The organism is Rhodanobacter sp. DHB23 (assembly GCF_014842975.1).
Lineage (GTDB): Bacteria > Pseudomonadota > Gammaproteobacteria > Xanthomonadales > Rhodanobacteraceae > Rhodanobacter_A.
The window spans coordinates 191,947-204,030 of the sequence record NZ_JACYXK010000027.1 but is presented as its reverse complement, the minus strand read 5'-3'; the positions used below and the strand labels follow the sequence as shown (position 1 = coordinate 204,030).

The following is a 12,084-nucleotide window of genomic DNA, read 5'->3' as shown; positions in this document are numbered from 1 at the left end:
CGCGTGCAGCAGGGGGAAGGGTGAAAACGACTCTGTACACGGTGCTGTGCGTCGCGATCCGGTTGGGGGCCGTGCTGATGGCCGTGGGGTTGCTGGAGCGGTTGCCGGTGTTCCTCTGGGAATCACCGGCTGGCGGCTTCGCCCTGGATGCCGTGCTGCTGGCGGTGTTCGGCCTGCTGGTGGCCGGGGCACTATGGTTGTGGCCGGGCATCCTTGCCGGCTGGGCGATCGGCCGGCGCGGACACGAGCTGCTGGAAATCCAGCTGGATGCCGACGGTTTGATGCGCGTGGCGCTGACCGTGACCGGCGCCATGCTCGGCGTGTCGGGCCTGGCGGGCTGCCTCGGGCACGGGCTCACCATGCTCCTCTTGAGGAGCCGCCTGGCGGATGCGGCAACCGGGCAGTTGCCCGTGTCGGGATGGCACTGGGTGATCTACTACCTCGTGCAGGCGGCTGGTGGCATGGCCTTGATGCTGGGCGCGCGCGGGCTGATGACCCTCCTGCAGCGCATGCGCGGGCGTCCACCGCATGCGTCGGCGGAGACTGACGACGGGATCGGGCCGCACGGCTAGACTGTCGGCGCCCCCACCCCCGGAGTATCGCCATGCACCCGCACGCCCGTCGCCTGATCCGCTCCCTCCTGCTGGTGCCGGCGCTGGTTTGCGCCGTGCCCGTGCTGGCGCAGTCGTCCCATCGCATCGACCCGCAGGACCAGTACCACTACTGGATCCGCCTCAATACCAAGGTGGACACGGATCTGCCCAATTCGGGCCTCAACCTGGACAAGCCCGGCTGCGCCGCGGTGACCTACACCATCGGTTCCGACGGCGTGCCGATGAACGTGCAACTGGTCAAGCTGGTGCCCAAGAGCGACCTGGGCAATGCCGCGGTGACCGCGGTGAAGAACTTCCGCTACGGTCCCGCGCTCACCAACCGGATCGGCCAGCCCATCGACACCTACTACATCGTGCCGTTCAACGCACCCGAGGGTGCGGATGGCATGCAGAAGGTGATGGAACCCTGCAAATTGCCGGGTTACGGGCAGTAACCGGCGCCTTTCCGGCGGTTTCGTTATAATTCGCGGCCTTTCATCCCGCCGCCCACCCGGGCGGCACCCACCTTGAGCGGGCGGATTACGCCTCGTTGCACGGAGCCGTCATGAGTATCGAAGATCTCGAAAGCGTCGCTTTGGCCATGGTCGCCCCCGGCAAGGGCATCATCGCCATCGACGAGTCGACCAATACCATCAAGAAGCGTTTCGAGGCCGTCGGCATCGAGAACACCGAGGAAAACCGTCGCGCCTATCGCGAGCTGCTGCTCACCACGCCGGGCCTGAACGAGCACATCTCCGGCGCGATCCTGTACGACGAGACGATCCGCCAGTCCACCAGGGACGGCGTGCCGTTCACCCAGCTGATGAAGAAGGCCGGCATCATCCCCGGCATCAAGGTGGACAAGGGCCCGGTGCCGCTGGCCGGCTTCCCTGGCGACGTGGTCACCGAAGGCCTCGACGGCCTGCGCGAGCGCCTTGCCGAATACGTGAAGCTGGGCGCGCAGTTCGCCAAGTGGCGCGCGGTGATCAACATCTCCGAGGACAACCCGTCTTCCACCGCCATCGAGGCGAACTGCCACGCGCTGGCCCGTTACGCCGCGCTGTGCCAGGAAGCCGGCCTGGTGCCGATGGTCGAGCCGGAAGTGATCATGGACGGCGACCACAGCATCGAGGTCAGCTACGAGGTGCATGAGGCCGTGCTGCGCAGCCTGTTCAACGCGCTGTACGAGCAGAACGTGATGCTGGAAGGCACCATCCTGAAGGTGTCGATGGTGATCCCGGGCAAGGATTCGTCCGAACAGGTCGACGCCGAGGAAGTGGCCGAGGCCACCGTGCGCGTGCTGAAGACCTGCGTGCCGGCCTCGCTGCCGGGCATCGTGTTCCTCTCCGGCGGCCAGACCGACGAGCAGAGCACCGCGCACCTCAACGCGATGAACCGCATCGGCCCGCATCCGTGGCCGCTGTCGTTCTCCTACGGCCGTGCCATGCAGCAGGCCGCGCTGAAGCTGTGGGCCAAGGACATGAAGGCCAACTACGCCGAAGCGCAGAAGACCGTGCACGCCCGCGCCAAGGACAACGGCCTCGCCGCGCTGGGGCGCTGGAACGGCTGAGGGCCGGGTTCTTGCGGTCATCCGTGATCGCGAGTAGATCAAATGGGCAGCCATCCATGGCTGCACTGTTCAAGGTTCAAACAAAACGGGCGCCTCGCGGCGCCCGTTTTGCTTTTGCCTGGAGCGGAGACTCAGAAGCGGTATTCGGCGCTGACCGAGAAGATGCGCGTGCCGATTTCGTAGTAGCCGCGGTTGCGCATGTTGTAGTAGTCGAAGTTCGCGCCCACGCTCCAGTGCTGGTTGATGTCGTAGCCGGTACCCAGTCCGGCGAACCAGCCAAGCCCCTGCTTGCTGTTGCGGAAGGATTCCGAAGAGCCCAGGCCGTCGTCGATCGTGGCGGTTGCCTTCAGCTTCCACAGGAAGCCGCCGGTGCGGGCCGACATGTACCAGTGGTCGTTGAAGTTGAAATGGCCGTCGAGGCCGAACGTCCAGCCGTCGCCCTTGATCTTGGCGCGATCACCATAGACGTCTTTCGCACTGACACTGCCCAGGTTGGTGTAGCCGGCCTCGAAGCCGATGAGGCCCTGGGATCGCCAGCCGCCATTGAGGATGAAAGCCGTGTTGCTGTCGGTGCCCGTGCCCTGGCCGTCGACCGTGGCCTTGTAGTGGGCGGTGCCGACGTTGCCATTGACGAACCAGCCATCGGTCTGATCGGCATGGGCAGCGGTGGCGAAGAAGCCGCAGGCGGCGGCAACGAGCGGAAGCAGTTTCCTGTACATGTATGAATTCCTTGTGCCTTGGTAATGGTCGTGTCGCTTTGTTCCGCGACCGCCAAATGTTAAGAGACCGTTGATTGGGCTTCAAGGATTGTTAAATGAACGAAGGGCGCCTTTCGGCGCCCTTCGCGGTCGTGCAGCAGCGAGGTTCGGGTCAGAAGCGGAATTCCGCGCTGGCCGAGATCATGTCCGTGCTGAGGTCGACGTTGTGCTTCTTGGCGTCGAAGTAGTCGTAGTTCAGGCCCACGCTCACGTTCTGCGTGATGTTGTAGCCCACGCCTGCGCCGGCGTACCAGCTGTTGTCGCTCAGGCCCTTGTTGATCGGGTTCACGTCGTTGCTCATGCCGTGGCCGGTCCAGCTGTAGAGGCCGGCGCGGCCGCTGAGGTACCAGCTCGGGCTGAGGTCGAGGTGGGCGTTGGCGCCGGCGGTCCAGCCGTGCAGCTGCGACTTGCCCGGAGCGACGATCGGGGAATTGTTGAAGATGTTCTTCGCACGAATGTTGCCCAGGTCGTTGTAGCCCACTTCCGCACCCAACTGGAAGTTCGGCGACAGCGCCCAGCGGTAGCCGCCGTTGAGGGCGTAACCGGTGTCGTGGCCGTTGTCGTACGGGCCCTGGTTGATGGCGGTGCGACCGACGTTGCCGTTGATGAACCAGTTGCCGTCGCTCGGCGCGGTCTGCGCGAAGGCGGCGGGGATGGCCAGCAGGCCGGTGGAGGCGAGGGCAAGGGCGAGCAGGGTCTTTTTCATGGAGATTCTCCTGTTATGGGAAAACGGCTGCCGGACCTTGGGGAAGGGCGGTGCCGCATGCCTGGTATCGGGGAAATGCCGGGCACGTTTTCTTAGATGGTTGCCGGGACGGAAAAATTCAATACTCGTTAGTACATTATTAAGTAACGATTAACTTTCCCGGCAAGCGACTGTTTTGAAAGAAGAACGGGCGCCATCGGCGCCCGTTCCAATTCGTGCGACATGAGCGAGCAACGCTCAGAAACGGTATTCCGCGTTCAGCGAATACTTGCTGGTATCCAACTGCACGCCATTGCCCGTACCGGCGTAGTAGTCGTAGTTCACGCCCACGCTCCAGTTCGGGTTGATGTTGTAGCCCACGCCGGCGCCGGCGTAGTACTTGGTGCGGTTGAACTGGCGGAACTGCGGGTTCGGCGCGTCGGTAAGGCCTTCGCCCTGTGCATAGAACAGGCCGCTGCGCAGCTCGCCGTACCAGTTGGGGGCGACGTTGTAGCGCAGGTCCAGGCCGGCGGTGCTGCCGCGCAGCTTGGACTGGGCGTTGCCCGGGCCTTGGCTGGCGTACTGGCCCTCGGGCGTCACGCGGCCAAGCCACTGATAGCCCACTTCCACGCCCAGCGAGGTCTCGGGGTTGAGCGCGAAGCGGTAGCCGCCCTTCACGCCGCCAGCGAACTTGCCGTCGTCGTAGGGACCCTTGCTGATGTTGGCGTAGCCGGGGTCCGCACTGACGTACCAGCCCTGCTGGGCGGTGCCGGTCGTGGCGGACGGAGCCTGATCCTGGGCGAAGGCGGCCGGTACGGCGACGAAGCCGGCGGCAGCCACGGTGAGAGCGAGCAGAGTCTTTTTCATGGGGAATTCCTCTTGTTCTGGTCAGTCCACGGCACCTTGGGGAAAGGCATCGCCGTGGCTCGGCACCACTCGTGGGCGGTGCCGGGGCATTAAATGGGAAGCTGGCTGAAGGAATTCAATACCGATTAGTACAGAATTAAGTGCCAGTTAATGTCCATCCTGTCGGCGCGTCGCGACAGCATCGACGGGATCGGCGACAATGCGCGCTTTCCGTCGTCGCCCGGAGCTTTCCCCATGACCACCCGCCGCCAACTCGCCAATGCCGTGCGAGCCCTTGCCATGGATGCCGTGCAGAAGGCCAATTCCGGCCATCCGGGCATGCCGATGGGCATGGCCGACATTGCCGAGGTGCTGTGGAACGACTTCCACAGCCACAATCCGGCAAACCCGCACTGGTTCAACCGTGACCGCTTCATGCTCTCCAACGGCCATGGCTCGATGCTGCAGTACGCGTTGCTGCACCTGTCCGGCTACGCACTGCCGATGGGCGAGCTGGAGCGCTTCCGCCAGCTGCATTCGAGGACCCCGGGCCATCCCGAGGCGCACCACACGGTGGGCGTGGAAACCACCACCGGCCCGCTGGGCCAAGGCATCGCCAACGGCGTGGGCTTCGCGCTGGCCGAAAAGGTGCTGGCCGAGCGCTTCAACCAGCCGGGCTTCGACATCGTCGACCATCACACCTGGGTGTTCTGCGGCGACGGCTGCCTGATGGAAGGCATCTCCCAGGAGGCGATCTCGCTGGCCGGCACCTGGAAGCTGGGCAAGCTCACCCTGGTCTACGACGACAACAACATCTCCATCGACGGCGAGGTGCCGGGCTGGTTCACCGACGACACCGCGATGCGCTTCGAGGCCTGCGGCTGGCACGTGATCCGCGACGTGGACGGCCACGACGCCGACAAGATCAAGGCCGCGCTGGCCGCCGCCAAGGCGGAAACCGGCAAGCCCACGCTGGTGATGTGCAAGACCATCATCGGTTTCGGCGCGCCGCACAAGGAAGGCACCGAGGCCTGCCACGGCGCGGCGCTGGGCAAGGACGAGGTGGCCGCCGCGCGCGACATGCTGGACTGGCGTTCCCCGCCGTTCGAGATCCCCGCCGAGATCTACGCCGGCTGGGACGCGAAGGCGGCCGGTGCGAAGCGCGAGGCCGAGTGGAACGCGCTGTTCGACGCCTACGCCAAGGCGCACCCCGGTCTGGCGGCCGAGCTGAAGCGCCGCCTCGCCGCCGAACTGCCCGCCGACTGGGCCGCGAAGTCGCAGGCCTGGGTCGACAAGCTGCAGGCCGAAGGCCCGGATGTGGCCAGCCGCAAGGCTTCGCAGATGACACTGGATGCCTACGGCCCGCTGTTGCCGGAACTGATCGGTGGTTCGGCCGACCTCGCCGGCTCCAACCTCACGATCTGGAAGGGCTCGGTGAGCGTCACCGAAACCAGCCCCAACGCCAACTACATCCACTCCGGCGTGCGCGAGTTCGGCATGACCGCGATCGGCAACGGCATCGCGCTGCACGGCGGCTTCATCCCGTACGACGCCACCTTCCTGGTGTTCTCCGACTACGCGCGCAACGCGGTGCGCATGAGCGCGCTGATCCCCGCGCACTCCATCCACGTCTACACCCACGACTCGATCGGCCTGGGCGAGGACGGCCCCACCCACCAGCCGGTGGAGCACCTGGGCAGCCTGCGCTACATCCCGAACAACCGCGTGTGGCGTCCTTGCGACGCGGTGGAGTCGGCGGTGTCGTGGAAGGCGGCGATCGAGCGCAAGGACGGCCCCTCCTGCCTGGTGTTCTCGCGCCAGACGCTCAAGCACCAGTCGCGCAGCGCACAGCAGGTCGCGGACATCACGCGCGGCGCCTACGTGCTGTCCGATCCGGCGGATACCAAGTTCAAGGCCATCCTGATCGCCACCGGCTCCGAGGTGGAACTGGCGATGGAAGCGATGCGCACGCTGGCGCAGCAAGGCGTGCCGGTGCGCGTGGTGTCGATGCCGTGCACCGAGACCTTCGACGCCCAACCGCTGGAATACCGCGAAGGCGTGCTGCCCGGCTGGTGCCGCGCGCGCGTGGCGGTGGAGGCGGCCTATGTCGACTTCTGGCGCAAGTACGTCGGCCTCGACGGCGAAGTGATCGGCATGACCACCTTCGGCGCCTCGGCCCCGATCGAGCAGTTGTACGAGTACTTCGGCATCACCGTGACGAACGTGGTTGATGCGGTGAAGCGCGTCGTCGGCTGATCGACGCCTTTCCCAAACAAGAACGCCGCGGAAATCCCGCGGCGTTTTCGTTTGCTGTAGGAGCGCACCCTGTGCGCGAATGCTCTGGTGACGACCGAAGCAAAAGCATTCGCGCACAGGGTGCGCTCCGGAGCAGACGGCTATGTCGCCAACAGATCCGCGAGATGCACCGGATCGCGCGCCAGTTCATGTGCGCCGGCCAGCTCCAGTTCCTCGCGGCTGCCGAAACCCCACAGCACGCCAATGCCGCGCACGTGGTTGGCCACGGCGCCTTCGATGTCGAAATGGCGATCGCCGATCATCGCGGCCTGTTCGGGCAAGGCATCGAAATCGGCCAGCGCGGCGGCGATCATCGAGGCCTTTTCGCTGTGCGGACTGGACGGATCGGGGCCGTACAGGCGGGCGAATGCGTCGCCGAATGGCAGGTGCTCGATGATCGGTCGCGCATGCCGTTCGGGTTTGCTGGTGACTACCGCCAGCACATGGCCGGCGGCTTGCAGCCGTTCGATCATCGTCACGATGCCGGGGTAGACCGCGTGTTCGCGCCAACCCAGCGTGGCGAAGCGCTCGTGGTAGTAATCCACCGCGGCCTCGACACGCTCGGCGTCATGCTCCAGCAGCGGCGCGAAGCCGTGCCGCAGCGGTGGGCCGATCCATGGGCGCAGGTCGGTCGGCGCCGCTACGCCCAGCTTGTCGAAGGCGTAGCGGATGCAGGCGGTGATGCCGGGTTCGGAATCGATCAGCGTACCGTCGAGATCGAACAGGCAGAGCGTCACTGGCCGGCCCGCGCCTTGAGCGCGGCCACCGCGGGCAGTTCCTTGCCTTCGAGGAATTCGAGGAAGGCGCCGCCGCCGGTGGAGATGTAGGAGATCTCGTTCTCGATGCCGTACTTGTCCACCGCGGCCAGCGTGTCGCCGCCGCCGGCGATGGAGAACGCCTTCGACGCTGCGATCGCGCGCGCCAGTGTCTCGGTACCCTTGCCGAAGGCGTCGAATTCGAACACGCCGACCGGGCCGTTCCACACCACGGTGCCGGCCTTGGCGATCAGCGCGGCGTACTGCTGCGCCGTCTCCGGGCCGATGTCGAGGATCATCTCGCCGTCGCGCACCTGGTCCACCGGCTTCACCGTGGCCGGCGCCTTGGCGGAGAACTCCGGCGCCACCACCACGTCCACCGGCAGCGGCACTTCGGCGCCGCGGCGTTTGGCGTCGGCAAGCACCTTCTTCGCGGCGTCGAGCAGGTCGGGCTCGACCAGGGAATTGCCTACCGAGTGGCCCATCGCGGCGATGAAGGTGTTGGCGATGCCGCCGCCCACGATCAGCTGGTCCACCTTGCCGATCAGGTTCTCCAGCAGGGTGAGCTTGGTGGAGACCTTGGAGCCGGCCACGATCGCCAGCAGCGGGTGCGCCGGGTTTTCCAGCGCCTTGCCCAGTGCATCGAGTTCCGCCGAGAGCAGCGGGCCAGCGACGGCCACCGGGGCGAACCTGATCACGCCGTGGGTGGAGGCCTGTGCGCGGTGCGCGGTGCCGAAGGCGTCCATCACGAAGATGTCGCACAGCGCGGCGTACTTCTTCGACAGCGCCTCGTCGTCCTTGCCCTCGCCGACGTTCATGCGGCAGTTCTCCAGCACCACCACCTCGCCGTCGGCGACGTCCACGCCGTCGAGGTAGTCGCGCACCAGGCGCACCGGCTTGCCGAGCTTGTCGCCCAGCCATGCGGCCACCGGTGCCAGCGAGGAGGCCTCGTCGAACTGGCCTTCCTTCGGACGGCCAAGGTGCGAGAGCACCATCACCTTCGCGCCGGCATCGCGGGCTGCCCTGATCGTCGGCAGCGCGGCGTCGAGGCGCTGCGTGGAGGTGATGTGGCCGTGGTCGTCGATCGGCACGTTGAGGTCTTCACGGATCAGCACGCGCTGGCCGTGGAGGTCGAGGTCGCTCATGCGCAGGACGGTCACATCAAGACTCCGGTGGTGGCGGATGGGCCGCGTCGGCGGCAGGAATCGCGTATTTTCCCGCTCGCCCGGAGGGGATGCAAATTACACTGCGGGTTTTCCATGGCGGGCGGGCACCATGACCTCCGGACTCGTGCTGTACGGCTACTGGCGCTCCAGCGCCGCCTACCGCGTGCGCATCGCGCTGAACCTCAAGGGCCTGGACTACCAGAACCGTCCCGTGCATCTGGTGAAGGACGGCGGCGAGCAGCACGCGCCAGCCTACGCCGCGATGAACCCGCAGCAACTGGTGCCCAGCCTGTGCGACGGCGACCGGACGCTGACGCAATCGCTGGCGATCATGGAATACCTCGAAGAACTCCATCCCGAGCCGCCGTTGCTGCCGGCCGATGCGCGTGGTCGCGCCCAGGCGCGGGCGATGGCGCAGCTGGTGGCCTGCGACATCCATCCGCTGGGCAACCTGCGCGTGTTGCAATACCTGGAGCACGAGCTGGGCACCGACGAGGCGCTGCGTGGCGCGTGGTCGCGGCACTGGATCGCCACGGGCTTCGCGGCGCTGGAAGCGATGCTGGCGGGCAACGCGGCCACCGGTCGCTTCTGCCATGGCGACGCGCCGGGCATGGCCGATGCCTGCCTGATCCCGCAGGTGTACAACGCGCGGCGCTGGAAGCTGCCGCTGGACGGCTATCCGACGATCCTGCGCATCGATGCGGCCTGCGGCGAACTCGAGGCGTTCCGCATGGCTGCGCCGGAAGCGCAGCCGGATGCGCCGGCCGCGCAGGGATGAGCGTGTGGGATCGGCCTGGAAACACCCGTGGCGCCGGCGGCGTGGCCGGCGGGCCGGTGGCTGCGACAGGATGTTGCAAGGGTACGCCGGGTGCCGGCCTCTGCTGGGTCAAGGGCGCGCGGGTCGACGTACGCCCCGCGGCCTGATGCCCGGATTCAGAACCCCATGCCGTAAGGGTCGTTGCTGCCGCCAATCAAGGCGTTGTCGTTCGTGCCGCCGCCTTCGGCGAGGCGGATCTTCAGCGCCAGGCCGTCGCGGGAGTCGGCCTTGTTGAGCGCTTCGTCCAGCTCGATGCGGCCATCCTTGTAGAGCCGGTACAGCGACTGGTCGAAGGTCTGCATGCCTTCCTGCAGGCTGCGGTCCATCGCTTCCTTGATGTCGTGCACCTGGCCGCGGCGGATCATGTCGCGGATCAGCGGGGTGTTCAGCAGCACCTCCACCGCGGGCAGGCGGCGGCCGTCCTTGCCGATCACCAGACGCTGGCTGATGACGGCCTTGAGGTTCAGCGCCAGGTTCATCAGCACGTTCTTGTGCGCCGACTCGGGGAAGAAGTTGAGGATGCGCTCCAGCGTCTGGTCGGCGTTGTTGGAGTGCAGGGTGGCCAGGCAGAGGTGGCCGGTCTCGGAGAAGGCGATGGCCGCTTCCATCGTGTCGGTGTCGCGGATCTCGCCGATCATGATCACGTCCGGCGCCTCGCGCATCGCGTTCTTCAGCGCCTCGTGGTAGGTGTGCGTGTCCAGCCCCACCTCGCGCTGGTTGACGATGGAGCGCTTGTGCCGGTGCAGGTACTCGATCGGATCCTCGATGGTGAGGATGTGGCCCGCCGAGTTGGTGTTGCGGTGGTCGAGCATCGCGGCCAGCGTGGTGGACTTGCCCGAGCCGGTGGCGCCCACCACCAGGATCAGCCCGCGCGGCTCCATGATCAGCTCGCGGAAGATCGGCGGCAGCTGCAACTGCTCGACGTTGGGGATCTCGCTCTTGATCGCGCGGATCACCATGCCCACTTCGCCGCGCTGCTTGAACACGTTGATGCGGAAGCGGCCGGCCTCCTTCACCGCCAGCGCCATGTTGAGTTCCAGGTCGCGCTCGAACTGCGGCACCTGACCCTCGTCCATCAACGAGTAGGCGATCTTCTTCACCATGCCGCCCGGCAGTCCGGTGTTGCCGAGCGGGTAGAGCTTGCCCTCGACCTTGATGTTCACCGGGGCACCGGTGGACAGGAACATGTCCGAGGCGCCCTTGTCGACCATCAGCTTGAGGAAGTAACCGATATCCACGCCGAATCCCCTGTTCGTTTTCGTTGCATTGAGCGATTGCGCACGCCCACAATACGCCCAGAAGCTTAATCAGGAATGCGTGATGGTGCACATCTCCTTTTCATCGGCCCGGACTGCGGCGGGCTTGAGCGTGGCGGGACGGTTGCCGGCCCTGGCCGGCCTGCTGGCCGGCGTGCTGCTGCTGGCCAGTTGCGCCAGCGTTCCCCCGCCGAACGAGGGGATGAACCAGGCGCAGGCGCGGCTGCAGGCGGCACGCGATGCCGGCGCGACCGACTATGACCCGGTGGACCTGGGCTTTGCGCAGGACAAGTTCCAGCAGGCGCAGGCCGCGATGGCCGACCGCAAGTATGCGCTGGCCGCCGACCTGGCCGCCGAATCGCGGGCCGATGCCGATCTGGCGCGGGCCAAGGCCAATCTGGGCGCGGCGCGGGCCAAGATCCAGGACAAGATGAACACCAACGCCGAGCTGCGCGAGGAGGGGGCGCAGGCTGCCGCCGCGGCTGCCGCCGAGTTCGCCAAGCCGCTGCCGGTGCCGGCAGCGGCCGGTTCGGCGCCCGCGCCAGCCAGCTCCGGTGCGTTGCCGTCCGCCGCGCCGGTGGAGGACATGCCGGCGCCGTCGGCCTCGGTGCTGGCGCCACCGCCGGACCAGGATTCCAACACAACGCAGGGCTTCCAGCCTGCGGGAGGCCAGCCATGAAGCGCGCCGCCACCGTATTCGTCATGGGCATGATCGCGCTCGGCATCGCCGGCACCGTCCAGGCCCATCGCGACGACATCGACGTCAGCCGGCTGACCGGCAACCTCAACCAGCTCGCCGGTGACCCGGTGCTGGGCAACTATGCCCAGGCCGAGCAGTCGCTGGCCCGCAACGCCATCGCCCAGCTCGCCCAGGCCGACTCGCACGACCGGCCGCACGCGCTGTACATGGCCGAGCGCCTGGTGGACACGGCCCGTGCCTCCGCCCAGTTGCAGGACGCCCAGATGAAACTGGCCCAACTGGATCGCGAACACGACCAGATCCAGCTGGAAAACACCCGCCGCGAGGCGGAGACGGCGCAGCGCGAACTGGAGCGCCAGCGCCTGCTGAACCAGATGGCGCAGGAAGAAGCGCAGCGCCTGCAGGAGCAGGGCGAGGCCTATTCGCAGGCGGCGCAGCAGGCCCAGGCCGAGGCGGCCAAGGCCAAGAAGCTGGCCGAGGCGCAGAGCCGGGTGGCGCGTTCCGCCAAGCACGAAGCCGACCTTGCCGCCAAGGCCGCCAAGGCGATGCGTGCGCAGATGCAGCAGCAGGACAAGGACAGCAGCGGCAACCCGTAGCTTTACTTTTGCGATCGTCCATGATCGCAAAAGTCAAACGGGCGGCC

13 protein-coding genes are annotated in these 12,084 nt (G+C 66.6%); 7 read left to right on the top strand and 6 right to left on the bottom strand.

Annotation, left to right across the window (positions count from 1 at the left end):
* Positions 1-20 precede the first annotated feature (20 nt).
* The 3 genes from IHE47_RS10775 to IHE47_RS10765 all read left to right on the top strand — a co-directional run bounded on the left by IHE47_RS10775 (position 21) and on the right by IHE47_RS10765 (position 2,163).
* Positions 21-572 carry a hypothetical protein gene (locus tag IHE47_RS10775; RefSeq protein ID WP_192105891.1) on the top strand — a complete coding sequence of 184 codons (552 nt, stop codon included), beginning with the start codon at positions 21-23 and terminating at the stop codon, positions 570-572.
* 32 nt (positions 573-604) lie between these two features.
* Positions 605-1,048, top strand: coding sequence for an energy transducer TonB (locus IHE47_RS10770; protein ID WP_192105890.1), 444 nt, complete (start codon positions 605-607; stop codon positions 1,046-1,048).
* Positions 1,049-1,158: 110 nt separating this feature from the next.
* On the top strand, positions 1,159-2,163 hold the full coding sequence (locus IHE47_RS10765; RefSeq protein WP_192105889.1) for a class I fructose-bisphosphate aldolase: 1,005 nt from the start codon (positions 1,159-1,161) through the stop codon (positions 2,161-2,163).
* A gap of 131 nt (positions 2,164-2,294) precedes the next feature.
* Here the strand turns inward: IHE47_RS10765 and IHE47_RS10760 are convergent, their stop codons facing one another.
* The 3 genes from IHE47_RS10760 to IHE47_RS10750 form a co-directional block, all read right to left on the bottom strand.
* Complete coding sequence (locus tag IHE47_RS10760) at positions 2,295-2,882, bottom strand: outer membrane beta-barrel protein (RefSeq protein ID WP_192105888.1); 588 nt, start codon at positions 2,880-2,882, stop codon at positions 2,295-2,297.
* A 151-nt stretch (positions 2,883-3,033) separates the two neighbouring features.
* Entirely contained in the window at positions 3,034-3,627 is a 594-nt protein-coding gene (locus IHE47_RS10755) for a porin family protein (RefSeq protein WP_192105887.1), read from the bottom strand.
* A gap of 237 nt (positions 3,628-3,864) precedes the next feature.
* Complete coding sequence (locus IHE47_RS10750; protein ID WP_192105886.1) at positions 3,865-4,473, bottom strand: outer membrane beta-barrel protein; 609 nt, start codon at positions 4,471-4,473, stop codon at positions 3,865-3,867.
* Between the two features lie 234 nt (positions 4,474-4,707).
* Here IHE47_RS10750 and tkt point away from each other — a divergent pair, with 234 nt between their 5' ends.
* Positions 4,708-6,708, top strand: coding sequence for a transketolase (gene tkt / locus IHE47_RS10745; RefSeq protein ID WP_192105885.1), 2,001 nt, complete (start codon positions 4,708-4,710; stop codon positions 6,706-6,708).
* A 140-nt stretch (positions 6,709-6,848) separates the two neighbouring features.
* On the opposite strand, the gene IHE47_RS10740 is transcribed toward tkt, so the two are convergent.
* Together IHE47_RS10740 and IHE47_RS10735 are read right to left on the bottom strand one after the other, a co-directional pair.
* Positions 6,849-7,484: an HAD hydrolase-like protein gene (locus tag IHE47_RS10740; protein ID WP_192105884.1), complete on the bottom strand. Its 636-nt coding sequence runs from the start codon at positions 7,482-7,484 to the stop codon at positions 6,849-6,851.
* Positions 7,481-8,662, bottom strand: coding sequence for a phosphoglycerate kinase (locus IHE47_RS10735; RefSeq protein WP_192105883.1), 1,182 nt, complete (start codon positions 8,660-8,662; stop codon positions 7,481-7,483). Before IHE47_RS10735 ends, IHE47_RS10740 begins: the two co-directional genes overlap by 4 nt.
* 115 nt (positions 8,663-8,777) lie before the next feature.
* On the opposite strand from IHE47_RS10735, the gene maiA reads away from it, so the two are divergent.
* Positions 8,778-9,446 (top strand): maleylacetoacetate isomerase, encoded by a 669-nt coding sequence (gene maiA / locus IHE47_RS10730; RefSeq protein WP_192105882.1) that lies wholly within the window; start codon positions 8,778-8,780, stop codon positions 9,444-9,446.
* A 155-nt stretch (positions 9,447-9,601) separates the two neighbouring features.
* Here maiA and IHE47_RS10725 read toward each other — a convergent pair whose 3' ends face one another.
* Positions 9,602-10,723: a PilT/PilU family type 4a pilus ATPase gene (locus IHE47_RS10725; RefSeq protein ID WP_343227471.1), complete on the bottom strand. Its 1,122-nt coding sequence runs from the start codon at positions 10,721-10,723 to the stop codon at positions 9,602-9,604.
* A gap of 82 nt (positions 10,724-10,805) precedes the next feature.
* Between IHE47_RS10725 and IHE47_RS10720 the strand changes: the two genes are divergently transcribed.
* Positions 10,806-11,420, top strand: a complete 615-nt coding sequence (locus tag IHE47_RS10720) for a DUF4398 domain-containing protein (RefSeq protein ID WP_192105881.1) — start codon at positions 10,806-10,808, stop codon at positions 11,418-11,420.
* Positions 11,417-12,037, top strand: a complete 621-nt coding sequence (locus tag IHE47_RS10715; protein ID WP_192105880.1) for a hypothetical protein — start codon at positions 11,417-11,419, stop codon at positions 12,035-12,037. Before IHE47_RS10720 ends, IHE47_RS10715 begins: the two co-directional genes overlap by 4 nt.
* Positions 12,038-12,084 lie beyond the last annotated feature (47 nt).